Source organism: Streptomyces sp. NBC_01775 (genome assembly GCF_035917675.1).
Classification (GTDB): Bacteria; Actinomycetota; Actinomycetes; order Streptomycetales; family Streptomycetaceae; genus Streptomyces.
Genome location: NZ_CP109104.1, coordinates 7,054,676 through 7,078,345 on the forward strand (window position 1 = coordinate 7,054,676; position 23,670 = coordinate 7,078,345).

The 23,670-nt window shown below is 72.7% G+C and carries 24 protein-coding genes; 19 read left to right on the forward strand and 5 right to left on the reverse strand.

Annotation, left to right across the window (positions count from 1 at the left end; genetic code table 11):
- Positions 1-19 precede the first annotated feature (19 nt).
- Positions 20-685 (forward strand): DUF1707 SHOCT-like domain-containing protein, encoded by a 666-nt coding sequence (locus OHB04_RS31350; RefSeq protein ID WP_326808773.1) that lies wholly within the window; start codon positions 20-22, stop codon positions 683-685.
- A gap of 28 nt (positions 686-713) precedes the next feature.
- Here OHB04_RS31350 and OHB04_RS31355 read toward each other — a convergent pair whose 3' ends face one another.
- Genes OHB04_RS31355 through OHB04_RS31365 form a run of 3 tightly spaced genes read right to left on the reverse strand, consistent with a single transcriptional unit; the run spans position 714 to position 4,244 of the window.
- Positions 714-1,454: a succinate dehydrogenase/fumarate reductase iron-sulfur subunit gene (locus OHB04_RS31355; RefSeq protein ID WP_326691001.1), complete on the reverse strand. Its 741-nt coding sequence runs from the start codon at positions 1,452-1,454 to the stop codon at positions 714-716.
- Between the two features lie 29 nt (positions 1,455-1,483).
- A complete protein-coding gene (locus OHB04_RS31360) occupies positions 1,484-3,478 on the reverse strand; it encodes a fumarate reductase/succinate dehydrogenase flavoprotein subunit (RefSeq protein WP_326691002.1) in 1,995 nt (664 codons plus the stop codon).
- A gap of 1 nt (position 3,479) precedes the next feature.
- The gene (locus tag OHB04_RS31365; RefSeq protein ID WP_326691003.1) at positions 3,480-4,244 is read right to left on the reverse strand and encodes a succinate dehydrogenase cytochrome b subunit; all 765 of its coding nucleotides are present in this window, start codon (positions 4,242-4,244) and stop codon (positions 3,480-3,482) included.
- A 94-nt stretch (positions 4,245-4,338) separates the two neighbouring features.
- On the opposite strand from OHB04_RS31365, the gene OHB04_RS31370 reads away from it, so the two are divergent.
- Positions 4,339-5,229, forward strand: coding sequence for a LysR family transcriptional regulator (locus OHB04_RS31370; RefSeq protein ID WP_326691004.1), 891 nt, complete (start codon positions 4,339-4,341; stop codon positions 5,227-5,229).
- 69 nt (positions 5,230-5,298) lie between these two features.
- On the opposite strand, the gene OHB04_RS31375 is transcribed toward OHB04_RS31370, so the two are convergent.
- Positions 5,299-6,492 carry a serine hydrolase domain-containing protein gene (locus tag OHB04_RS31375; RefSeq protein ID WP_326808774.1) on the reverse strand — a complete coding sequence of 398 codons (1,194 nt, stop codon included), beginning with the start codon at positions 6,490-6,492 and terminating at the stop codon, positions 5,299-5,301.
- 123 nt (positions 6,493-6,615) lie between these two features.
- Entirely contained in the window at positions 6,616-7,248 is a 633-nt protein-coding gene (locus tag OHB04_RS31380) for a TIGR03085 family metal-binding protein (protein ID WP_326691006.1), read from the reverse strand.
- Between the two features lie 101 nt (positions 7,249-7,349).
- Here OHB04_RS31380 and hisI point away from each other — a divergent pair, with 101 nt between their 5' ends.
- From hisI to mnhG, 17 genes are all read left to right on the forward strand, one after another.
- A complete protein-coding gene (gene hisI, locus OHB04_RS31385) occupies positions 7,350-7,706 on the forward strand; it encodes a phosphoribosyl-AMP cyclohydrolase (protein ID WP_326691007.1) in 357 nt (118 codons plus the stop codon).
- A 77-nt stretch (positions 7,707-7,783) separates the two neighbouring features.
- The gene (locus tag OHB04_RS31390) at positions 7,784-9,307 is read left to right on the forward strand and encodes an anthranilate synthase component I (protein WP_326808775.1); all 1,524 of its coding nucleotides are present in this window, start codon (positions 7,784-7,786) and stop codon (positions 9,305-9,307) included.
- Between the two features lie 25 nt (positions 9,308-9,332).
- Positions 9,333-10,013, forward strand: coding sequence for a TIGR02234 family membrane protein (locus OHB04_RS31395; protein ID WP_326691009.1), 681 nt, complete (start codon positions 9,333-9,335; stop codon positions 10,011-10,013).
- A 218-nt stretch (positions 10,014-10,231) separates the two neighbouring features.
- Positions 10,232-10,486: an HGxxPAAW family protein gene (locus OHB04_RS31400; protein ID WP_326691010.1), complete on the forward strand. Its 255-nt coding sequence runs from the start codon at positions 10,232-10,234 to the stop codon at positions 10,484-10,486.
- A complete protein-coding gene (locus tag OHB04_RS31405; RefSeq protein WP_405807294.1) occupies positions 10,483-10,929 on the forward strand; it encodes a DUF2752 domain-containing protein in 447 nt (148 codons plus the stop codon). Before OHB04_RS31400 ends, OHB04_RS31405 begins: the two co-directional genes overlap by 4 nt.
- A 171-nt stretch (positions 10,930-11,100) precedes the next feature.
- Positions 11,101-11,919, forward strand: coding sequence for an indole-3-glycerol phosphate synthase TrpC (gene trpC, locus OHB04_RS31410; protein WP_326691012.1), 819 nt, complete (start codon positions 11,101-11,103; stop codon positions 11,917-11,919).
- A 6-nt stretch (positions 11,920-11,925) separates the two neighbouring features.
- Positions 11,926-12,084: a tryptophan biosynthesis modulator TrpM gene (trpM, locus tag OHB04_RS41975; RefSeq protein WP_405803230.1), complete on the forward strand. Its 159-nt coding sequence runs from the start codon at positions 11,926-11,928 to the stop codon at positions 12,082-12,084.
- A gap of 116 nt (positions 12,085-12,200) precedes the next feature.
- Entirely contained in the window at positions 12,201-13,457 is a 1,257-nt protein-coding gene (gene trpB, locus OHB04_RS31415) for a tryptophan synthase subunit beta (protein WP_326691013.1), read from the forward strand.
- Positions 13,454-14,269: a tryptophan synthase subunit alpha gene (gene trpA / locus OHB04_RS31420; protein WP_326808776.1), complete on the forward strand. Its 816-nt coding sequence runs from the start codon at positions 13,454-13,456 to the stop codon at positions 14,267-14,269. The genes trpB and trpA overlap by 4 nt, the downstream gene beginning before the upstream one ends.
- A gap of 167 nt (positions 14,270-14,436) precedes the next feature.
- Complete coding sequence (locus OHB04_RS31425; RefSeq protein ID WP_326691015.1) at positions 14,437-15,174, forward strand: DsbA family protein; 738 nt, start codon at positions 14,437-14,439, stop codon at positions 15,172-15,174.
- Positions 15,175-15,262: 88 nt separating this feature from the next.
- Complete coding sequence (gene lgt / locus OHB04_RS31430) at positions 15,263-16,345, forward strand: prolipoprotein diacylglyceryl transferase (RefSeq protein ID WP_326808777.1); 1,083 nt, start codon at positions 15,263-15,265, stop codon at positions 16,343-16,345.
- A gap of 214 nt (positions 16,346-16,559) precedes the next feature.
- On the forward strand, positions 16,560-19,646 hold the full coding sequence (locus OHB04_RS31435) for a Na+/H+ antiporter subunit A (protein WP_326808778.1): 3,087 nt from the start codon (positions 16,560-16,562) through the stop codon (positions 19,644-19,646).
- A complete protein-coding gene (locus OHB04_RS31440; RefSeq protein WP_326691018.1) occupies positions 19,643-20,275 on the forward strand; it encodes a Na(+)/H(+) antiporter subunit C in 633 nt (210 codons plus the stop codon). The genes OHB04_RS31435 and OHB04_RS31440 overlap by 4 nt, the downstream gene beginning before the upstream one ends.
- 232 nt (positions 20,276-20,507) lie before the next feature.
- Positions 20,508-22,343, forward strand: coding sequence for a Na+/H+ antiporter subunit D (locus OHB04_RS31445; RefSeq protein ID WP_326808779.1), 1,836 nt, complete (start codon positions 20,508-20,510; stop codon positions 22,341-22,343).
- Entirely contained in the window at positions 22,340-22,924 is a 585-nt protein-coding gene (locus tag OHB04_RS31450) for a Na+/H+ antiporter subunit E (protein ID WP_326691020.1), read from the forward strand. The genes OHB04_RS31445 and OHB04_RS31450 overlap by 4 nt, the downstream gene beginning before the upstream one ends.
- A complete protein-coding gene (locus OHB04_RS31455) occupies positions 22,915-23,280 on the forward strand; it encodes a monovalent cation/H+ antiporter complex subunit F (RefSeq protein WP_326691021.1) in 366 nt (121 codons plus the stop codon). The genes OHB04_RS31450 and OHB04_RS31455 overlap by 10 nt, the downstream gene beginning before the upstream one ends.
- Positions 23,277-23,639 carry a monovalent cation/H(+) antiporter subunit G gene (gene mnhG, locus OHB04_RS31460; protein ID WP_326691022.1) on the forward strand — a complete coding sequence of 121 codons (363 nt, stop codon included), beginning with the start codon at positions 23,277-23,279 and terminating at the stop codon, positions 23,637-23,639. Before OHB04_RS31455 ends, mnhG begins: the two co-directional genes overlap by 4 nt.
- Positions 23,640-23,670: the final 31 nt, after the last annotated feature.

The window sequence follows — 23,670 nt, forward strand, 5'->3', positions numbered from 1 at the left end:
GCTGTGAGGAGGTGGCGCCATGTCCGCACAGCCCCCGCAGAACGGGTACGGGCGCGACGGGGAGGAGGGCCGTACGCGGGCGTCCGACGCCGAGCGCGAGGCGGCCGTGGAGCGGCTGAGCGAGGCGACGGCAGAGGGCCGGCTCACTCTGGAGGAGCTGGCCGACCGCTGTGAGGCGGCCTACCTGGCCCGCTACCGGGACGAGTTGGAGCGGGTGGCCGCCGACCTGCCGCCTCCGGTGTCCCCGGTGTCCCCGGTGTCCCCGGGGAGCGCCGGAAAGGGGAGCGGAAGCGGTGTCTACCGCGCGGGCGTCGGCGACGTCACCCAGGAGGCCCCGGCTCCCGGCCCCTCCGGCGGCATCGAGGCGCAGGCCCTGCTCGGCGATCTCACCTTGGACCTCACCCGTACCCGGATGCCGTCTTCCGGCCCGCTGCGCGTGATGGCGAAGGCGCTGGCCGGCGATGTGGTCCTGATCGTGCCCGAGAGCGTCGAGGTGCGGGTGGAGTGCCGGCGACTGGCGGGCGACGTGCGCGACCGCAGACAGCCGCGCCCGGTACCCGAGGGAGCGCCCCGGCTGCTGGTGACGGGCACGGCGGCGCTGGGCGACATCGTCGTCAAGCACCCGCACGGCAACCGCCGTTCGCCCTGGCGCGAGTGGATCGACGCAGCCCTGAAGACGGTCTGATCACGTCTTGGGCGCTCGGGCGCCGTCTTCAGCGCTTGGCAGCGGCGCGCAGGTACTCCCTGTTCATCGCCGCGATCGACGGCATCGGGATGCCCTTGGGGCAGGCCGTCGCGCACGCGCCCGTCAGGGTGCAGCCGCCGAAGCCCTCCGCGTCCATCTGGTCCACCATGTCCAGCACCCGGCTCTCGCGCTCCGGGGCGCCCTGCGGCAGCGAGGCCAGGTGGTTGACCTTGGCTGAGGTGAAGAGCATCGCGGAGCCGTTGGGGCAGGCTGCCACGCAGGCGCCGCAGCCGATGCACTCGGCGTGCGTGAAGGCGTTGTCGGCGGCCGGTTTGGGCACCGCCGTCGCGTGCGCCTCCGGCGCGCTGCCGGTGGGCACGGTGATGTAGCCGCCCGCGCCGATCACCCGGTCGAACGCGGAGCGGTCCACCATCAGGTCCCGTACGACGGGGAAGGCCGCGGCCCGCCACGGCTCGATGTCGATGGTGTCGCCGTCCGAGAAGTGCCGCATGTGCAGCTGGCAGGCGGTGGTGCGCTCGGGGCCGTGCGCCTGGCCGTTGATGACCATGCCGCAGGCCCCGCAGATGCCCTCGCGGCAGTCGTGGTCGAAGGCCACCGGCTCCTCGCCGCGCAGGATGAGGGTCTCGTTGAGCGTGTCGAGCATCTCCAGGAACGACATGTCGGGAGAGATGTCCTCGATCTCGTACGTCCGCATCCCGCCCTCGGCGGAGGCGTCCGGCTGGCGCCAGATCCGCAGGGTCAGCCTCATGCTGGGGCTTGGGTTGGGGCTCGGGTCACTCACGTGTAGCTCCGCTGGGTGGGGTGGACGTACTCGAAGTCGAGGGCTTCCTTGTGCAGCACGGGTGCCTCGCCGGGGCCGGTGAACTCCCAGGCGGCGGCGTAGGAGAACTCCTCGTCCCGGCGCGCCGCCTCGCCGTCCGGGGTGCGGGACTCCTGACGGAAGTGACCGCCGCAGGATTCGGTGCGGTGCAGCGCGTCCAGGCACATCAGCTCGGCCAGCTCCAGGTGGTCGGCGACCCGGTTGGCCTTCTCCAGCGACTGGTTGAGCGCCTCGCCGGAGCCGGGCACCTTCACCCGCTCCCAGAACTCGGCGCGCAGCTCGGGGATGCGGTCCAGCGCCTTGCGCAGCCCCGACTCGTCGCGCGACATCCCGCACTCGTTCCACAGCAGCTCGCCCAGCTCGCGGTGGAAGGAGTCGGGGGTGCGGTCACCGTCGGTGGACAGCAGCGTGTCGAGCCGACCGGTGACGGCGGAGACCGCCTCGCGTACCGCCGGGTGGTCGGGGTCGGCGGCGTCGTGGCCGGTGGCCGGGTGACGCGCGAGGTAGTCGCCCAAGGTGGCGGGCAGTACGAAGTAGCCGTCGGCCAGGCCCTGCATGAGCGCTGAGGCGCCCAGCCGGTTGGCGCCGTGGTCGGAGAAGTTGGCCTCGCCGATCGCGAACAGCCCGGGAACGGTGGTCTGGAGGTCGTAGTCGACCCAGAGGCCGCCCATCGTGTAGTGGATCGCCGGGTAGATGCGCATGGGCCGGGTGTACGGGTCCTCGGCGGTGATGCGCTCGTACATCTCGAAGAGGTTGCCGTACTTCTCCTGGACCGCCGCCCGGCCCAGGCGCTCCAGCGCGTCGGCGAAGTCGAGGTAGACCCCCTCCCCGCCCGGACCCACGCCGCGTCCCTCGTCGCACACGTTCTTGGCGGCGCGCGAGGCGATGTCGCGGGGGACGAGGTTGCCGAAGGAGGGGTATTGCCGCTCCAGGTAGTAGTCCCGCTCGCCCTCGGGGATGTCCTGCGGGGCGCGGGTGTCGCCCGCCTGCTCGGGCACCCAGATGCGGCCGTCGTTGCGCAGCGACTCGCTCATCAGCGTCAGCTTCGACTGGTGGTCGCCCGAGCGCGGGATGCAGGTGGGGTGGATCTGGGTGAAGCAGGGGTTGGCGAAGTGGGCGCCCCTGCGATGGGCGCGCCAGATCGCGGTCGCGTTGGAGTTCTTGGCGTTGGTGGACAGGTAGAAGACGTTGCCGTAGCCGCCGGTCGCCAGGACGACGGCGTCGGCGAGGTAGGTGTCGATCCGTCCGGTCAGCAGGTCCCGGGCGACGATGCCGCGGGCCCGCCCGTCGATGACGATCAGGTCCAGCATCTCGGTGCGCGGGTGCATCTCCACGTTGCCGACGGCGATCTGCCGCGAGAGCGCCTGGTAGGCGCCCAGCAGGAGCTGCTGGCCCGTCTGGCCGCGCGCGTAGAAGGTGCGCGAGACCTGGACGCCGCCGAAGGAGCGGGTGTCCAGCAGGCCGCCGTACTCGCGGGCGAAGGGCACGCCCTGGGCGACGCACTGGTCGATGATGCCGGTGGAGATCTCCGCCAGCCGGTGCACGTTGGACTCGCGGGAGCGGAAGTCGCCGCCCTTGACGGTGTCGTAGAAGAGGCGGTGCACCGAGTCGCCGTCGTTGCGGTAGTTCTTCGCCGCGTTGATGCCGCCCTGTGCCGCGACGGAGTGGGCGCGGCGCGGGGAGTCCTGGTAGCAGAACTGCACGACGTGGTAGCCCTGTTCGGCCAGCGTCGCGCCCGCCGAGCCGCCCGCCAGGCCGGTGCCGACGACGATGACGGTGTGCTTGCGCCGGTTGGCCGGGTTGACCAGCTTGGCCTCGAAGCGGCGCCGGTTCCAGCGCTCGGCCACCGGGCCGCCCGGTGCCCGGGTGTCGGCGAGCGGCTCGCCCGTGGTGTAGCTCTCGTACCGGTGGAGGACTTCAGCTCGGTGCAGATCTTCAGCCGGGGTGCCCATGTCAGTTCACCACTCCCGTCATGACGCCGATGGGTACGGACAGGAAGCCGGCGGTGAGGACCACCGCGAGCACATCGGCCCCGCCCTTGAGCAGCCGCGCCGCACCGGGACGGGTCACCCCGAGGGTCTGCGCCGCGCTCCAGAAGCCGTGCCTCACGTGCAGTCCGACGGCGAGCATGGCGACGATGTAGATGACGTTGGCGTACCAGTTCTGGAAGCCGGCCACGATGTTCTCGTACGGGTGCCCGGACTGGCCGCGCGGGTTGACGGTGCCGGTCGTCAGGTCCAGCACGTGCCAGACGATGAACAGCGCGAGGATGATGCCGCCCCAGCGCATGGTGCGGGTCGCGTAGTCGGTGCGGCGGCGCCGGTACTTCACGGGGCGGGCCGCGAGGTCCCGCCTGCTGAGCTGGTAGGCGCTGACCCCGTGCAGGACGACGGCGGCCAGCAGGACCACGCGGGCGATCCACAGGAACCACTCGTAGTGGAGCACGGGGCTGCCGAAGGTGCGCAGCCAGTGCGCGTAGCCGTTCATCTCGGCGGGCCCGAAGAACACCTTCAGGTTCGCGAACATGTGCACGACCAGGTAGATCAGCATCATCAGGCCGCTGACCGCCATGACCGCTTTCTTGCCGATCGTCGAGCCCCACAGGGTGCGCAGAAGGCCCCGGCGCCTGCCGGGCCCGGCAGAGGGGCCGCCCGCCGAGGGGCGCCCTGCCGGGGGGCGGGTGCGGGAGGACCGCGGGGTGCGCGTTGCCGTCGCCATGGCCCCGACGGTAGGGAGCCGGGGATGCATCAGTCCAAGACATAGAAGTGCTGCTTTCGATAGAGCACCGCTATCAGCTGTCTATGCTGTCCGCATGCAGCTCCAGCAGCTCCGCTATTTCGCAGCCGTCGCCGACACCCGCCACTTCACCCGCGCGGCACAGCGCGAGCATGTGGCGCAACCCTCGCTGTCCCAGCAGATCAGGGCGCTGGAGCGGGAGTTGGGCGCCGAGCTGTTCCACAGGGCGCGCGGTCACATCTCGCTCACCGACGCCGGCGAAGCCCTGCTGCCGCTGGCCCGCCGGGTGCTGGCCGACACCGAGACGGCGCGCCGCGAGGTGCAGGAGGTGGCCCAGCTGCGGCGCGGCCGGGTGCGGCTCGGTGCCCCGCCCAGCCTGTGCGCCAGCCTGGTCCCCGATGTGCTGCGGGCCTTCCACGACCGCTATCCCGGCGTCGACCTGGTGGTGCACGAGGACGGCTCCCAGGACCTGGTGCGGGTGCTGGCCGACGGCGAGCTGGACCTGGCCCTGATCATCACCCCGCTCGCCGGGGGCCCCGCGCTGACGACCTCCGAGCTGCTGCACGAGGAACTGGTCGTGGTCTCGCCCCCCGAGGAACCCGCCCCCGTACGCCGCGCCCGCATCCGGGTCGAGGACCTGCGCGACCGCCCGCTGGCGATGTTCCGGCGCGGCTACGACCTGCGCGAGCTGACCGTCGCCGCCTGCCGGGAGGAGGGCTTCGAGCCGGTCTTCGGCATCGAGGGCGGCGAGATGGACGCGGTCCTCGGCTTCGTCCGCGCGGGACTCGGCCTGGCGGTCGTGCCCAGCATGGTCGCGGCGCGCTCGGGCCTGCGGATCACCCGCTTCGCCGCGCCGGGCCTGCACCGCACCATCTCGGTGGCGCACCGGGGCGACGTCTCGCCGCCCCGCGCGGCCCGCGAACTCCAGCGCATCCTGACCGAACGGCTGACGGCACCGAGCGTCTGACGCCACCGAGCGTCTGACGGCATCAAGCGTCTGACGCCACCGAGCGGCTGGCGATCGCCCTCGGGCGGATCAGCTCCCCGGCACCCCGCTCGCCGCCGCCACGATCCGCTGGCTCATGGCGGACGGGTCGGCGCCCGTCTGCGTCGGGCTGAACGACCAGACCAGCTGGCGCCGCTGGTCGCGGGTGGCGAACATCCCGCTCGCGTAGCCCTCCTGCTGGCCGGTCTTGCCCCACCAGGTGACGCCGCCCACCGTGGCCGTCTGGAGCCCGGTGCTGTAGCGGGCGGGGCTGCCGTCGAGCATCTTCACGTGCTTCGGGGGCAGCGTGAACATCTTCTGGAGCTGCCGCTCGGGCAACAGCGCCCCGGAGAACAGCGCGGCCATGAAGCGGTGCATATCGCCGGTGCTGGAGATGATCTCGCCGTCCGCGTGGCTGCGGGACATGTCGAACTCCGTCACATCCACCAGCGACCCGTCCGCCGCCTCCAGGCAGGCGTGCACATGCGGCCCGTGGATCCGGCGGTCGTTCCCGTCCGCCGAGGGGAAGGAGGTGTGGCCCAGCCGCAGCGGGCGCAGCAGCCGGTGCCGGATCTCCGTCCCGTACAGCCGCCCCACCACCTGCTCGATGACGAGTGCGGCCAGGACGTAGTTGATGCCCCGGTACTCCTGCTTGGTGCCCGGGGTGAACTTCAGCGGGCCGCGGGTGACCGTCGCGACGACCTGCGGGGGCGTCCACCGGTCGAAGCGGTGCCGCAGCACCTGCTCGGTGGTCTTCATCTCCGGCAGCCCGATGTGGTCGGGCAGGCCACTGGTGTGGTTGAGGAGCTGCGCCACAGTGATCGCGCCGAAGCTCTCGGGCAGCAGCTTCGGCAGATAGTGCCGCACCGGCGACTCCAGCCGCAGCCGTCCCTCGTCGGCGAGCTGGAGGACGACGGTGGCCACGAACGCCTTGGTGACGCTGCCCGCGCGCACCTTGTCGTTGAGCCCGATGGGCCGCCCGGTCGCCGGGTCGGACACCCCGGAGGTGCCGTACCAGCGCCCTGCCGAGCCGCTCACGCGCAGCTGGGCGCCGCTTGCCGCAGGGTGCTTCAGGTCGTCGATCGCGGCGCGCAGCGCCCGGGTGTCCGGCGGCGGGAGCGTCCCCGCGCCTCCGTCACGGGAGGCGTGGGCGGCGACCGGCGCGCCGACGGCGGCGAGCGCGGCGCCGGAGGCCACACCGGCGAGCAGTGTCCTGCGGCTGGGGGAGAGCGGCGTCGAAGTCATGCCTCCACCCTCCCGGCGCCGCGGCCCCGCCTCCATCCGGGAAGACCCTGACGGCGCCCCGAGCCCTGCCCGAGGCACCTCGGGGTGCTCTCGGGGGGACTCGTCGGGGGCGGGGCCGGGGACCTACAGCCCCAGCTTCGCCTCCAGGAGGCGGGTGATGGCCGGCTTCTCGCCGTCCAGCTCGACATCCGCCTGCTCCTGCCGTCCGAAGGCGAACAGCAGCAGCTCGGACGGCGCGCCGACGACGGTCACCACCGGGGTGCCACGGTTCGCCACGGCCGTCTGCCCGTTGGGCCGCCGCAGCACCAGCCCCACCGGAGCCTTGCGCCCGCTCATCCGAGCGCTCCGCTCCAGCCGGTGCCACAGGGCGTCCTCGAAGACCGGGTCCAGCTCGCGCGGTGACCAGTCCGGCTGCGCACGGCGTACGTCCTCGCCATGGACGAAGAACTCCACCGTGTTCGCCGCCTCGTCCACCTGCTTGAGCGCGAACGGTGACATCTTCGGCGGCCCGGAACGGACCAACCGGACCAGCTCGTCGTAGGGCTTGGCGACGAACTCGGCCTGCACGCGCGCCAGCCGGGACTGGAGCGGCTTGATCAGGAGTCCGCCCGCCGCGTCCGAGCGGTGCTCCCGTACGACGAGATGCGCGGCGAGGTCCCTGGTCGCCCACCCCTCGCACAGGGTCGGGGCATCGGGACCGTGGGTCTCCAACAGATCTGCGAGCAGCAGACGTTCTCGCTTGGCATGGGTCGACATGCGGCAAGCGTACGGCGCGGACGGGTCGAGTGCGCGGGTGTGTCCGGTTGTGTGCGGGATGTGTTTGTCCCGTACCGCGCCGGGTGCGGGAGAATGGGGGCATGCCCCAGGAGACACCCCTCGACCCAGCCGTCGCCGCCCGCCTCAAGCGCGACGCCAACGGCCTCATCCCCGCGATCGCCCAGCAGTACGACAGCGGGGAGGTGCTGATGCTCGGGTGGATGGACGACGAGGCACTCCGCCGCACGCTCACCTCCGGGCGGGCGACGTACTGGAGCCGGAGCAGGCGCGAGTACTGGGTGAAGGGGGACACGTCCGGGCACGTGCAGTGGGTCAAGTCCGTCGCGCTCGACTGCGACGCGGACACGGTGCTCGTGAAGGTCGACCAGGTGGGTGCGGCCTGCCACACCGGTGCCCGCACCTGCTTCGACGAGGACGAGCTGACGCTCGGCGGCTGATCAGGCCCTTGCCCCGCCCCTTCACCGTTTCTTCCGGAGGCTGGGGGAGGGACCGGGGCCAAGTAGGGTGACGAGCCATGATCTGCGCGCCCGACCTCGACGCATTCCGTACGCTCGCCAAGGACCGGCGGGTCATCCCCGTGACCCGCCGGGTGCTGGCGGACGGCGACACCCCCATCGCCCTCTACCGGAAGCTGGCGGCCGAACGTCCCCGCACCTTCTTGCTGGAGTCGGCCGAGAACGGCCGCACCTGGTCGCGCTACTCCTTCATCGGCGTGCGCAGCGACGCCGCGCTGACCGTCGAGGACGGCCGGGCGCACTGGCTGGGCACCCCTCCCGTCGGCGTCCCCACCGACGGCGACCCCCTCGACGCGCTGCGCGCGACCGTCGAGGCCCTGCACACCCCGCGCGACCTGCACCACAGCGCGGAGCTGCCGCCCTTCACCGGCGGCATGGTCGGCTACCTCGGATACGACATCGTCCAGCGCCTGGAGAAGGTCGGACGCGACAGCGACACCGTCGATGACCTGCGGCTTCCCGAGCTGACGATGCTGCTCACCTCCGACCTTGCCGTCCTGGACCACCGGGACGGCACGGTCCTGCTCATCGCCAACGCGATCAACCACAACGACCTGGACACCGGCGTGGACGAGGCGTACGCGGACGCCGTACGCCGCCTGGACGCGATGGCCGCCGACCTCGCCCGGCCCGCGCCGGTGCCGCCGGTGACGCTGCCGGCCTCCGAACTCCCCGACGCCCTGGCCCGGTCAGCGGGCGCGACCTACCAGGGCTGGGTCGAGGACATCAAGGAGCGTATCCGCGCCGGTGAGGCGTTCCAGGTGGTGCCCTCGCAGCGGTTCGAGACGCCCTGTGCGGCGAGCGCGCTCGACGTCTACCGCGTGCTGCGCGCCACCAACCCCAGCCCGTACATGTACCTGCTGCGCTTCGACGACTTCGACATCGTCGGCTCCAGCCCCGAGGCGCTGGTCAAGGTCGAGGACGGGCGCGCGATGATGCACCCCATCGCGGGCACCCGGCCGCGCGGCGCCACCCCGCACCAGGACAACGCGCTGGCCGAGGAGTTGCTCGCCGACCCCAAGGAGCGCGCCGAGCACCTGATGCTCGTGGACCTGGGGCGCAACGACCTCGGGCGGGTGTGCGAGCCCGGCAGCGTGGAGGTCGTGGACTTCATGTCCATCGAGCGCTACAGCCACGTGATGCACATCGTCTCGACCGTCACCGGCCGGCTCGCACAGGGCAGTACCGCCTTCGACGCGCTGACCGCCTGCTTTCCCGCGGGCACCCTCTCGGGCGCGCCCAAGCCGCGCGCACTCCAGATCATCGAGGAGCTGGAGCCAACCCGCCGCGGCGTCTACGGGGGATGTGTCGGATATCTCGACTTCGCCGGCGACTCCGACACCGCCATCGCCATCCGCACCGCGCTGCTGCGCGACGGCACCGCGTACGTCCAGGCAGGCGCGGGTGTCGTCGCCGACTCCGAGCCCGTCTCCGAGGACACCGAGTGCGCCAACAAGGCCGCGGCGGTGCTGCGCGCCGTCCATACCGCCGAACGGCTGGGGGCACCTCCCCAGGGGGCGTAGGCCCAGGGGGCGGTAGCGTGGAGGGGTGACTTCCTCAACCCCCGCTCCCGACGCGGACGGCGCGCACGGCGCCGAGGGCGCTGACGCGCCGGCCCCGGCACGCTCGCGCGCGCCCCGCACCGCGCTCGGTATCGCGCTGCTGTGCGGCGCGGTGGGCGCCGCGCTCGCGCTGGTCGCCGCAGGGCAGATCTGGAGCGAGTCGACCGCCGAGTTCGCGCAGGGCCGGGTGCCCGTGCAGGCCAAGGGCGGCGATGTCACGGGGCTGCCCAGCGCGCTCGGGCTGGTCGGCCTCGCCGCGCTCGTGGCCGTCTTCGCCGTACGCCGCGCCACCCGCTTCATCGTCGCCGTGCTGCTCACGCTGTGCGGCGCCGGGGTCATCGCCTCGGCGCTGATCGGCGCGGACGACACCGGTGCGCTGAGCGAGCAGGCAGCCAAGACCAGTGGCCTGGCGGGCAGCACCGTGGGCGCCGTCGAGCTGACCGTCTGGCCCTACGTCTCGGCGGTCGGCGGCGCGCTGTTGCTGGTCGCGGGGCTGCTGGCGCTGCGCTACAGCCGCGTCTGGCCGTCCATGTCCGGCAGCGCCCGCTACGAGCGCGCCCCGCTGCGGCAGCGCGCCGCCCGGCCGCAGCGCTTCGACCCCGACCGGCCCGAGGACCTGTGGAAGGCGCTCGACCGCGGCGAGGACCCCACCCACGGCACCGCCTGACGCCGGCTGACGCGAAGCAGCCCCGGCCGGTGCTCCGGGCCGCGCTTCCGGCCGCTGGCCCCGGAACGCTCTCCTGGCCGGCCCGAGACCCGCCAGCCCGACGGCACGCTGCCCGTACGGGCGACCCCCGTGCCGGGGCGCGGGCGCCCAAGGGGGAGAATGGGCGCTGAGCGGGCCGGGTGGCCCCATCTCACGTTGTGACTCATCAAGGAGCATTCATGGCGCACAGCCACGGACACACCCCGGCCGCGTGGACCGGCGTGATCATCGTCTTCGCCGGTTTCTGTGTGGGCTCGGTCTTCATGGTGATGGCGCAGCCCCTCGGTGTGGTCGCCGGAGTGGTCCTGACCCTGGTGGGCGGCGTGGTCGGCGGCCTCATGCGCGCCGCGGGGCTGGGCCAGAAGAAGGCAAAGGGTCTGACCGCTGCGGAGTTCCAGGCCCACAAGCAGGCCCACGCCAAGGCGCACTCCTGACCGAACGGCGGAACGCCACGACGGTGCGGCACCGGCTGCGTCACGCGGTGCCGCGTACGGCCGCGCCTCTCGGTACTCTCGCCGGGGTGGGCGCGGCCTTCGTGTATGTGGCCGCCGTCGACCCCGGCCGCCCCGGCCACTACCCCGTCTGCCCCTTCCTGAGCGTCACGGGCCTGTACTGCCCGGCCTGCGGCGGGCTGCGCAGCGCTCACGCCGTGGCCCACGGCGACCTCGCCGCCGCGCTGGGCGCCAACGCGGCGGCGGTGCTGTTGTTCGCGGCCTTCGCCGCCTTCTGGATCCACTGGTTCACCCGCGCGGTGCGCGGCGCGGGCTACGCCTTTCCGGTACGGCTCACCGCCTGGCACGGGTGGGCGGCGGGCGCCCTGCTCCTCGCGTTCACGGTTGTCCGGAACACGCCCCTCGGTACGGCACTGGTCCCCTGACCGGAGCGTGCTCACGGGATCACCGCCCTGGCGATTTGTCCCGCTATGTGGGATTAAAGTCAACCGGATGCGAGGCCTCCGTCCCTCGGCGGATACCATCGCAGTGCCGTACCTGACCATCCCCCGCAGCGTTCGTGGGGGTCAGCACCCAGCCAAGAAGGGGGCCGCTCGGTGAGTGTGCTCGACGAGATCATCGAAGGCGTGCGGGAAGACCTCGCCCAGCGGCAGGCGCGCGTCAGCCTCGACGAACTCAAGGAGCGCGCTGCCCAGGCGCCCCCGGCCAAGGACGGGCTCGCCGCCCTCAAGGGCGACGGCTCGGCCGGGGTGCAGGTGATCTGCGAGGTCAAGCGCTCCAGCCCCTCCAAGGGCGCGCTCGCCGCCATCGCCGACCCGGCGGGGCTCGCCGCCGACTACGAGGCGGGCGGCGCCGCCGTCATCTCCGTCCTCACCGAGCGGCGCCGCTTCGGCGGTTCGCTCGCCGACCTGGAGGCCGTCCGCGCCCGGGTCGACATCCCCGTCCTGCGCAAGGACTTCATCTTCTCCTCCTACCAGCTCTGGGAGGCCCGCGCGCACGGCGCCGACGTCATCTTGCTGATCGTCTCCGCGCTGGAGCAGGAGGCGCTCGTCTCCCTGATCGAGCGTGCCGAGTCCATCGGGCTGACCCCGCTGGTCGAGGTGCACGACGAGGAGGAGGCCGAGCGGGCGGTGGCAGCCGGGGCGAAGATCGTCGGGGTGAACGCGCGCAACCTGAAGACCCTGGAGGTCGACCGGGGCAACTTCACGCGGATCGCGCCCGAGATCCCCGACCACATCGTGAAGATCGCCGAGTCCGGGGTGCGGGGGCCGCACGACCTGATCGCCTACGCGAACGACGGGGCCGACGCCGTGCTGGTCGGGGAGTCGCTCGTCACCGGCAAGGACCCCAAGGGCGCGGTCGCCGACCTCGTCGCCGCGGGGGCGCACCCGGCCCTCCGCCACGGGCGGGGCTGACGCTCCATGTCCGCCCCCAAGATGTGTTCTCTCGCCCACGCGGGGCTGGCACGTGGGTGCCGGCCCCGCGGGTGCGGGGCGCCCGCGCGGCGCGTGCGGGGGCGGGCGGTTCGGTACCACATCGGGTGTGAGCCGGGCGTGGTGCGTGGCTCGCGATGGCGTTGAGTTTCCCCCTCCCCGCCCCTTCCCGTTCCGCCTAGCGGGCTCTGCCCCCACAGGGGCTGAGAATCGGCAGGGGCCAAGGTCATCGCGTACGCCCACACCCAAGGAGCACTGTCGGCATGTCATCCGACTACTTCATTCCCGACCCCGAAGGCAAGAGCCCCAGCGGCGCCGGATACTTCGGCGCGTTCGGCGGCAAGTTCATCCCCGAGGCCCTGGTCGCCGCCGTCGACGAGGTGGCGGCCGAGTACGAGAAGGCGAAGGCGGACCCCGCCTTCGCCGCGGAGCTCGATGAGCTGCTCGTCAACTACACGGGCCGCCCCAGCGCCCTCACAGAGGTGCCCCGCTTCGCGCGGGAGGCGGGCGGGGCCCGGGTCTTCCTCAAGCGGGAGGACCTCAACCACACCGGCTCGCACAAGATCAACAACGTGCTGGGCCAGGCCCTGCTGACCAAGCGCATGGGCAAGCCCCGCGTCATCGCGGAGACCGGCGCCGGCCAGCACGGCGTGGCCACGGCCACCGCGTGCGCCCTGTTCGGGCTCGAATGCACCATCTACATGGGCGAGATCGACACCGAGCGCCAGGCGCTCAACGTCGCGCGCATGCGCATGCTCGGCGCCGAGGTCATCCCGGTGACCTCGGGCAGCAGGACGCTGAAGGACGCCATCAACGAGGCGTTCCGCGACTGGGTCGCCAACGTGGACCGCACCCACTACCTGTTCGGCACCGTCGCGGGCCCGCACCCGTTCCCGCAGCTGGTGCGGGACTTCCACCGGGTCATCGGCGTCGAGGCGCGCCGCCAGATCCTGGAGCGGACCGGCCGCCTGCCGGACGCCGTCGCCGCGTGTGTCGGCGGCGGCTCCAACGCGATCGGCCTCTTCCACGCCTTCCTGGGCGACGAGTCCGTGCGGCTGGTCGGCTTCGAGGCGGCGGGCCACGGGGTGGACTCGGGCGAGCACGCGGCGACGCTGACGGCGGGCGAGCCGGGCATCCTGCACGGCTCCCGCTCCTACGTCCTCCAGGACGACGAGGGCCAGATCACCGAGCCGTACTCGATCTCCGCCGGGCTCGACTACCCGGGCATCGGCCCCGAGCACGCCTACCTGAAGGACAGCGGGCGCGGCGAGTACCGCCCCGTCACCGACGACGCGGCGATGCGCGCGCTGCGGCTGCTGTCGGAGACCGAGGGCATCATTCCGGCCATCGAGAGCGCACACGCGCTCGCGGGCGCGCTCGACCTCGGCAGGGAGCTGGGGCCCGAGGGCCTCGTGCTGGTCAACCTGTCGGGGCGCGGCGACAAGGACATGGACACGGCCGCGCGGTATTTCGGCCTGTACGACGGGCAGGGCGCCGGGGAGCAGGGGGAGAGCAAGTGAGCGGCAACGTCGAACTTCTGAACAAGACCCTCACGACCGCCCGGACCGAGAACCGGGCCGCGCTCGTCGGCTATCTCCCGGCCGGATTCCCCACCGTGGACGGCGGGATCGCCGCCTGCACGGCGCTGCTGGAGAGCGGCTGCGACGTGGTCGAGGTCGGGCTGCCGCACAGCGATCCGGTCATGGACGGGCCCGTCATCCAGACCGCCGACACCGTCGCGCTGCGCGGCGGCGTGCGGATCGCGGACGTTATCCGCACCGTCCGCGAGGCGCACGCGGCCACCGGGAAGCCGGTGCTCGTGATGACCTACTGGAACCCCGTCGACCGCTACGGCGCCGAGCGGTTCGCCGAGGAGCTGGCCGCTGCGGGCGGGGCCGGGTGCATCCTGCCCGACCTCCCCGTGGAGGAGTCGGAGGGCTGGCGGAAGGCGGCGGAGCAGGCCGGGCTGGCGACGGTGTTCGTGGTCGCGCCCAGCAGCCAGGACGCGCGGCTCGCGCGGATCACCGCGGCGGGCAGCGGCTTTGTGTACGCCGCCTCCTTGATGGGCGTCACCGGGACGCGGGAGTCGGTCGGGCGCGAGGCGCGCGACCTGGTCGAACGCACCCGCGCGACGACGGAGCTGCCGGTGTGTGTCGGGCTCGGGGTCTCCAACCCCGAACAGGCCGCGCAGGTCGCTCAGTTCGCGGACGGCGTGATCGTCGGCTCCGCCTTCGTGAAGCGGCTGCTCGACGCGGGCGACGACCTGGAGGCGGGGCTCGCCGAGGTGCGGGCGCTCGCAGGCGAGTTGGCGGCCGGCGTCCGGAGGGCCTAGCCGCTGCTCCTTCCCCCGACTCCTTCGCGCCCCGGAAGGGCTGCGATCAGCCCTTCCGGGGCACCAACAGCGGGGTGCGGGAACGGCGCCCCTGCCTCCCCTTTTTGGGTGAAATGGGGCAGGTGCGGGCGCGCGTGCGTGGGGCCGTCTCGTTGGCTCCGGGTGTGATGAGCCAGAAGAACAGTGAAGGCAGGCGCTCGGCCCGCGAGCGGCTGCGGGTTGAGCAGGAGCGCCACAAGTCGGCGCAGAAGCGGCGCCGTACCCTCAAGGTCGGCGCCGTTGTCGTCGGGGTGCTGGTCGTCGCCGCGGTGGTGGGGGTGACCGTCGCCAGCCAGACGGGCGGCGGGGACGGCGGGGAGTCGGCGAAGCCGATCAGCGTGGGCCGGGCGAGCGCGCCCGCCAAGCTGACCGTCTACGAGGACTTCCGCTGCCCCGCCTGCGGTCAGTTCGAGAACACCTACCGCGGCACGATCAAGAGCCTGGAGAAGGCGGGCAAGCTCAAGGCCGACTACCACTTGGTCACGCTCATCGACGGCAACATGGGCGGCAGTGGCTCGAAGAAGGCGGCCAACGCGGCTGCCTGTGCCCGGGACGAGGGGAAGTTCTCCCAGTACCACGACGTGCTCTACCGGAATCAGCCCGCCGAGCAGAACGACGCCTTCGCCAGCACCAAGCGGCTGTTCCAACTGGCCGGGAAGGTCGAGGGGCTGGACAGCGCGGCCTTCCGGAAGTGCGTGACCAGCGGCAAGCACAACAAGTGGGTCAAGAGCTCCAACGCCGACTTCCGCGACTCCAAGCACCAGGCGACGCCGACCGTATTGCTGGACGGCAAGGACGTCTACGGCGACCAGTCCCACCCGCTGACGCCCGACGAGCTGACGAAGATGGTCGAGCGGAAGAGCTGACGCGGGGTGTGCGGCGATGGACGTTATGGAGCCGTTGTGCGGCCTGATTGCCGAGGTTGCGTCCAGGCACGGTAGCGTCGGGGGGGCCATGGAGACCCTTGCCTTTATTCCCAGTCCCTCGGCCGGTGAGATTCACCTCGGGCCGCTCCCGCTGCGCGGCTACGCGCTCTGCATCATCCTCGGCGTCTTCGCCGCGGTCTGGCTCGGCGGGCGCCGGTGGGTCGCCCGCGGTGGCCGGCCGGGCACAGTTGCCGACATCGCTGTCTGGGCCGTGCCGTTCGGCCTGATCGGCGGCCGGCTCTACCATGTCGTCACCGACTACCAGCTGTACTTCGGTGAGGGACGCAACTGGGTCGACGCGTTCCGTATCTGGGACGGCGGCCTCGGGATCTGGGGTGCCATCGCGCTCGGCGCGCTCGGCGCCTGGATCGGCTGCCGCCGCCGCGGCATCCCGCTGCCCGCCTGGGCCGACGCCGTGGCCCCCGGTGTCGCGCTGGCGCAGGCCCTGGGCCGCTGGGGCAACTGGTTCAACCAGGAGCTGTACGGGCGGGCCACCGATCTGCCCTGGGCGCTCAAGATCGACCCGGAGCACCGGCCCGTCGACAGCCCGGACCTGGCGACGTACCACCCGACCTTCCTGTACGAGTCGCTGTGGTGCGTCGGCGTCGCGCTGCTGGTGATCTGGGCCGACCGGCGCTTCAAGCTGGGCCACGGCCGGGCCTTCGCGCTGTATGTCGCGGCGTACACCGTAGGGCGCTTCTGGATCGAGTACATGCGGGTCGACGACGCGCACCACGTGTTCGGGATGCGGCTGAACAACTGGACGGCGATCGTCGTCTTCCTCGCCGCTGTCGCCGCCATCGTGATCTCGGCGAAGAAGCGGCCCGGTCGCGAGGAAGTCGTGGAGCCCGAGGTCCCCGGCGCGGCCGGGGAGGGCGACGAAGAGAAGTCCGGCGCGGACGCGAAGGGGAAGACGGTCTCCGCTTCCGGCGAGGACCAGGCGTCGGAAGACGCCTCCAAGGCTGAGTCCAAGGCCGAGTCCAAGGCCGCTCCCAAGGCCGAGCCCAAGGCCGCGTCCAAGCCCGAGTCCAAGCCTGCCTCCGCCACCGAGTCCGCCTCCGACTCGGGGTCGAAGTCCGGTGACAAGGCAGTGGGCGGGTCCAAGTCGTAGTCCCCGCAAGGCTGTCGTAGGACCGCCGGACTCTCCACGTCGAAGCTCGGTGCCGTCGCGGCGGAACATGTGTCCCCGCCGCGACGGCGAGTGAGCCGGCGCCGGGGTCCGGCGGTGCCCGTTCGGCAGCAGCCACGGTGTGCGGCGCTCCCGGCGGGAGCGGTTCCAGAGCAGCCTGTCCGAATTGTGCCCTTGTGTGTGCAATTCTCTGTGCGTGCTGTGGTTGATCGTCGTCCACTTCGCGGGCGCCTGCGGTGCCGGGCCGCTGGTGCGGTGGCTCGGCCCGCGGGCTTTCGTGCTGCTCGCGCTGGCGCCGGCCGGGGCGGCGGGGTGGGCGGCGGCGCGCTGGGGGGATGTCGCGGGAGGGCGCGCGCTCAGCGAGCACTGGTCATGGATCCCGGCGCTCGGTGTCGGCCTCGCGCTGCGGTGCGACGCGCTCGCGCTCTTGATGGTGCTCATCGCGGGCGGCATCGGCGCGCTGGTGATGATCTACTGCGCGGGCTACTTCGCGCCCGGCGAGCGGCGCCTCGGGGAGTTCGCGGGGGCGCTGACCGCGTTCGCCGGGGCCATGCTCGGGCTGATCCTCGCCGACGACCTGATCGTGCTGTACGTCCTGTGGGAACTCACCACGGTCTTCTCCTTCCTGCTCATCGGCCACGGCTCCGAACGCAGGACCAACCGGCGCGCCGCACTCCAGGCGCTGCTGGTCACCACCTTCGGCGGGCTGGTGATGCTCGTCGGCTTCCTGATGCTGGGCCGCGCCGCCGGCACCTACCGGATCTCCCGGATGCTGGCCGAACCGCCGGACGCCTCGGGGCTCGTCGCGGCCGGGCTGGTGCTCGTGCTGGTCGGGGCGCTGTCGAAGTCCGCCGTGTGGCCGTTCAGCTTCTGGCTGCCGGGGGCCATGGCCGCGCCGACGCCCGTCTCCGCGTATCTGCACGCCGCGGCCATGGTCAAGGCCGGGGTCTATCTGATCGCGCGGCTCGCACCCGGCTTCGCCGCGGTGGCGCCCTGGCGGACGCTGGTCCTGGCGCTGGGCGCCGCGACCATGCTGCTGGGCGGCTGGCGGGCGCTGCGGGAGACGGATCTGAAACGGCTGCTGGCGTTCGGCACCGTCAGCCAGCTGGGCTTCCTCACCCTGCTCGTCGGCGACGGCACCCGGGACGCGGCGCTGGCGGGTACGGCGATGATCCTGGCGCACGCGCTGTTCAAGGCGCCGCTCTTCCTCATCGTCGGCGTCATCGACGACGCCACCGGCACCAGGGACCTCAACCGGCTCTCGGGAGTGGGGCGTTCGCTGCCGTGGGTGTGCGCCGCCGCCACCCTCGCCGGGCTCTCCATGGCGGGCCTGCCGCCGCTGCTCGGGTTCGCCGCGAAGGAGGCGGCCGTCTCGGGGCTCGCGCACGGCGGGGCCGGCGAGTATTGGGCGCTGCTGGCCGTGGTCGCGGGATCGGCGCTGACCACCGCCTACACGCTGCGCTTCATGTGGGGGGCCTTCGCGCACAAGGGCGGCTCACCCCCGCTGGAGCCGGTGACCGTGCCGCCGGGCACCCGCACCGGCGCCTTCACCTTCTGGCCGCCCGCGCTGTGCGCGCTGTGCGGGCTGGGGCTCGGGCCCGGTGTGGTGGGGCTCGATCCGCTGCTGGCCCGGTACGCCGACACCTTTCCCGCCGAGGACGGGGGCTTCCACCTCGCGCTGTGGCACGGCTTCGGCCCGGCGCTGGGGCTCTCCGCCGTCGCCTGGGCGCTGGGAGCCGTCATCTTCCTCGCGGGCCGCCCTCTCGCCGCGCTGGGCGACAAGCTCTCGCAGGTGGACGGCGACCAGGTGTTCGCCCGCTCCCTGTGGAGCCTGGAGCGGGTCTCGCTCCAGCTGACCGGCCTCGTACAGCGCGGCTCGCTGCCTGTGTACCTGGGCACGGCGCTCGTCGTACTGCTCGGCTTCGAGGGGGTGCAGCTGGCGGTGGGCAAGCCCTGGGCCGACCTGCCGCCGCCGCGCTGGTACGACTCCGTTCCCCAGCTCGTCGTCGCGCTCGGCGTCGCGGCTGTCGGGGTGCTGTGCGTGGTGGCCAGGCAGCGGCTGAAGGCGGCCGTGCTCGCGGGGGTCACCGGATACGGCGCCGGAGTGCTGTACGTGCTGCACGGGGCGGCGGACCTGGCGCTGACCCAGTTCGCCGTGGAGACCGTCTCGCTGATCGTCTTCGTGCTCGTGCTGCGCAGGCTCCCCGCCCGCTTCCCCGACGGGGCGCAGGTGTGGCGGGTGCGGCGGGCGGTGCAACTGGTCTTCTCCGTCGCGGCCGGAGGACTGGTCGCCGGGCTGATCCACCTCACCCTCGCCGCGCGCGTCGCCGCGCCCTCCGGGCCCCGGCTGCTGGAGGCGACCGCCCACGACGGCCTCAAGAACGTCGTCGCCACCACCCTGGTCGACCTGCGGGCCTGGGACACCATGGGTGAGTCCGCCGTCCTGGCCGTCGCCGCCATCGGCGTCACCAGCCTCGTCTACCTGCGCCGCCGGGCCCGGGTGCCCGTGGCGCTGCCGGTGCCCGGATCCGAGGGCACCGGGGGCGAGGGGGGAGGAGCCGCCGCCTCGGCGAGCGTCGCGCTGGGCGACGCGTCGGCGCGGCACACCGTCGGGCGCATGGACGCGTGGAAGCTTCCCGCCAAGACCGCCGCCGAGGCCCCGCGCCACTCGCCCGTCGCGCCCCGGCGCACCTGGCTCGCGGCGAGCGTCACGCTGGCTCCCGAGGGCCGCTCGGTGATGTTCGAGGTGATGGCCCGGCTGGTCTTCCACCCGATCGTGGTGCTCTCGCTCTATCTGCTGTTCTGCGCGGAGAACCTGCCCGGCGGCGGCTTCACCGCCGGCCTGGTCGCCGGGCTGGCGCTGGCCGTGCGCTATCTGGCGGGCGGACGGCTGGAACTGGCCGCCGCCGCACCCGTCGACGCCGGATTCCTGCTCGGCCTGGGGCTGCTGATCCTGACGGGGACGGGGCTGGCCGGGCTCCTTCTCGGCGGCAGCGTGCTGGCCTCGGGAACGGTGCACGGCGAGTTCTGGCTCGCCGGGAAGTTCCACGCGGCCAGCCCCGTCCTGTTCGACAGCGGTGTGTATCTGCTGGTGCTCGGAGTCGTCCTGGACGTCCTGCGCAGCCTCGGTTCCGAGATCGACCGGCGCATGGAGCGCGAGCGCGACAAGAGGGCTCGCGCCCGCCAGGACGAACAGCCGTCCGGGCCCCCGGAGGGCCCGGCCCCGGGGGGCCCTGGCCCGGGGGACGGGGCGGGGCCCCGGAGCGGGGAGCGGGGAACATGACGGGAACGCTCGCCCTGGTGGTCTGCGGCGGAGTGCTGTTCGCCTCCGGCACGGCCCTGCTGCTCACCCGCCCCCTGACCCGCATCCTGCTGGGCGCCGTCCTCGTCGGCAACGGCGTCAACATCCTCGTGCTGGCCACCTCGGGCCCGGCGGGGGAGGCCGCGCTGCTGTACCCCGGCACCGACCCGGCGAAGGTGGCCGACCCGCTGCCGCAGGCGTTCATCCTCACCGCCATCGTCATCACCCTCGCGCTCACCGCGTTCCTGGTGACCATGGCCTACCGCTCCTGGCAGCTGTCCGGCAGCGACGACGTGCCCGACGACACCGAGGACATCCGCGTCGTACGGCGTGCCGAGCACGCCGAGGAGCGCGAGCGGCTGCGCGCCACCTACCGCGAACGGCGCCACGAGTACCGCACGCTGGCGCACGACGAGGAGGAGCGGGAGGCGCTGGAGCACAGCGCTTACCAGAAGCTGGGCCACGCTCGCGACCAGTACCGCGAGATGCGCAGACGGGCGCGCGCCGAGGCCCGCGCCTTCCGCACGCGCCAGGCACGGGCCGAGGAGACGGCGGAGGAGACCGAAGGGGAGGACGACCCGTGGCAGACGATCCTGGGCGCGGACCGGTGAGCGGCGGAGCGCTCTTTTTCCCGCCGCGTCGGCGAGCTCCGCATACGGCGTGTTCGGCGGTGCCGGGCGGGCGGGTCCGGGTTGGTCGGCACCGCCGGTCCGCGTCGTGGGGGTGCGCGCTGTTGCGGCGGGGAGGGGGCGGGCACCGCCGGTCCGCGGCGTCGGGCTTCGCGCCGTTGCGGCGGGGAAGGGGTGGCGGGCACCCCCGGTCCGCGTTCTCGGGGTGCGGGCGGTGAGTGGCGGCGGGCAGCCGCCTGACGTGGCGGCTGTCGCCTCCTCGCTGGTGCCGTTGCCGGTGATCCTGCCGCTGTGTGCCGCCGGGCTGAAGCTGGCCATCGGGGCCCGGCTGGAGCGGGTGCAGCGCTTCATCAGTGCCGCCGTGCTGCTGGCCGTGCTCGTCGTCTCCCTGGTGCTGCTGATCGCCGCCGACCGGCACGGGCCGCAGGTGATGTACGCGGGCGGCTGGCCGCCGCCGGTCGGCATCGTGCTGGTGGCCGACCGGCTCTCCGCGCTGATGCTGGTGATCTCCTCGGCGGTCACGCTGTGCGTGCTGGTCTTCTCCGTGGGCCAGGGCATGGCCGACAACGACGAGACGACGCCGCTGTCGGTCTTCCACCCCTCGTACCTGGTGCTGGTCGCCGGGGTCTCGGACACCTTTCTGGCCGGGGACCTGTTCAACCTGTACGTCGGCTTCGAGATCATGCTGACGGCCAGCTATGTGCTGCTGACCATCGGCGGCACCCTCGCGCGGATCCGCGCGGGCGCGACGTACGCCGTCGTCTCGCTGCTGTCCTCCGTGCTGTTCATGGCGGCCGTCGGCATGGTCTACGCCGCCACCGGCACCGTCACGATGGCCGAACTGCCCGCGCGGCTGGACGCGTTGCCCGCGAGCGTGAGCACCGTCATCCAGATCGCGCTGCTCGGCGTCTTCGGCATCAAGGCCGCCGTCTTCCCCCTCGCCGCGTGGCTGCCCGACTCCTATCCCACCGCACCGGCCCCGGTGACCGCCGTGTTCGCCGGGTTGCTGACCAAGGTCGGCGTCTACGCCATGCTCCGCACCCAGACGCTGCTCTTCCCCGGCGACCGGATCGGGGGCGTGCTGATGGTCGTCGCGCTGCTCTCGCTGCTCGTCGGCATCCTGGGCGCCGTCGCCCAGACCGACCTCAAGCGGCTGCTGTCGTTCACTCTCGTCAGCCACATGGGATACATGGTGTTCGGGATCGCGCTCGCCTCGCACGGCGGCATCGCCGGCGCCGTCTTCTACGTCGCGCACCACATCACCGTGCAGACCACACTCTTCCTCGCCGCCGGGCTCATCGAGCGGCGCAGCGGTACCACCGACCTCCAGAGCCTCGGCGGCCTCGCCACGCTCTCGCCCCTGCTGGCCGTCATCTTCTTCATCCCCGCGATGAACCTGGCCGGTGTCCCGCCGCTTTCGGGGTTCCTGGGCAAGCTCAGCCTGCTGCGGGCCGGTGTGGACGACGGGGGCGCGCTGGCCTACGTCCTGGTCGGGGGCGGCACGGTCACCAGCCTGCTCACCCTCTACGCCCTGACCAAGGCGTGGAACCTGGCCTTCTGGCGCGCGGCGACCCCCGAGATGTGCGTGGTCGGCACGGTCCTGGACACGGCGGAGGGCGAGTCCCCGGAGGAGGAGGGGGAGCAAGGGGAGCGGGAGGCGCGGGAGGTGCGGGAGGCGGCGGACGCGGGGAGTTGCGTGGGCGCGGACGGTACGACGGGCGGGCCGGGCCCCGAGGACACGCGCCGTACCCAGAACACGCCGGGCTCCCAGGACGGCCCCGAGGCCCGCAAGACGCGTGGCGCCCGTGGTGGGGGTGGCGTGCGGGCCGCGACGGTGCTCGCGGGGCGCAGGGTGTCGGCGACCTTCGGCGGCCAGGAGATCACCACCAGCAGTGTGCTGCCGGTGACCATGACCGGCGCGACCCTCGCGCTCCTGGTCTTCGGGCTCGCCTTCACCGTGCTGGCCGGACCGATGTTCGGGCTGACGGACCGCGCCGCCGGTGAACTGATCGCTCGTACCCCCTATGTGAAGGCGGTGATGGACGGATGACGGCGCCTCAGCGACTGCCCGAGGCCAGCAGGCTGCGGGCGACGCAGTGGCCGATGGTGCTCGGCCTCACTCTGCTGTGGATGCTCCTGTGGGGCACGCTCACCCCGGCGAACGTGGTCACCGGCGTGCTCGTCGCGCTGCTGGTGGTGCTGGTCTTCCCGCTGCCGCCCATCGAGAAGCAGGCCCGCCCCCGCCCCGTCGGGATCCTGTTGTTCGCGGCGCGGTTCACGCTGGACATGGTGATCTCCAGCTGGCGGCTCAACCGCTACATCCTCGCCCCCGGCAAGCCGCCCTGCGCGGTGCTCGGCGTCAAGATGCGCTGCCCCGGCGACTTGATGCTCACCGCCACAGCGGTGGCCGTCTCCGCCGTGCCCGGCAGCACCGTGCTGGAGGTGCACCGCAGGTCGGGCACGCTCTACCTCCATGTGCTCGGCGCCGGAAAGGAGTCGGAGCGGGCGCGGGCGCGACGGGACGCGCTGCGGCTGGAGGCCCGCGTGGTCCGCGCGTTCGGAACGCCCGCCGATGTGACGGCGATCCGCGCCTCCGAAGCGGCCGAGGAGGTGTTCGGCCGGTGGAGGTGATCTTCGCCGTGATCGCCGGACTGCTGCTCGCCGCGGGCTTGATGTTCACCCTCCGGCTGGCGCTCGGCCCCACCACGCTGGACCGCGCCGTCGCGCTCGACGCGCTGATCTCGGTGGTCATGGCCGGGATCGGCGTCCAGACGGCCGTGCGGCACAACGCGTTCTACCTGCCCGCCCTGCTGGTCCTCTCCTTCCTCGGCTTCACCGGCTCCGTCGGCGTCGCCCGGTTCATGGCCCTGCGCGACGAGGCGGGCACGGAGGACGTCGACGACAGCGAGGAGACAGGTGAGGCGAACGGCGCGGCGGGCAGCGCGGAGAGCGGTCCCGCGGGCGGCCGGACGGGGGAGGCGCGATGAGGTGGACCGAGGTGGCGGACGGGGTGGGCGCCGCGTTCATGCTGGGCGGCGCCGCGCTGTGCCTGCTGGCCGGGATCGGGCTCCTGCGGCTCCCCGACGTGCTCACCCGCATGCACGCCGCCACCAAGCCGCAGTCCCTGGGCCTGCTGCTCGTCCTGATCGGCGCCGGGCTGTGGCTGCGCAACGTCATCGACCTGAGCACTCTGCTACTCGTCGGCTTCTTCCAGCTGCTGACCTCGCCGGTGGCGACGCACATGGTGGGGCGGGCCGCCTACCGGACCGGGCGCATGGACCGGGAGCACATCGTCGTCGACGAGCTGGCAGAGGCGCTGCGGGCGGGCGAGCACGACGACGAGTGACCGCCCCCGTCGCGGCTGTTCAGTAAAACCG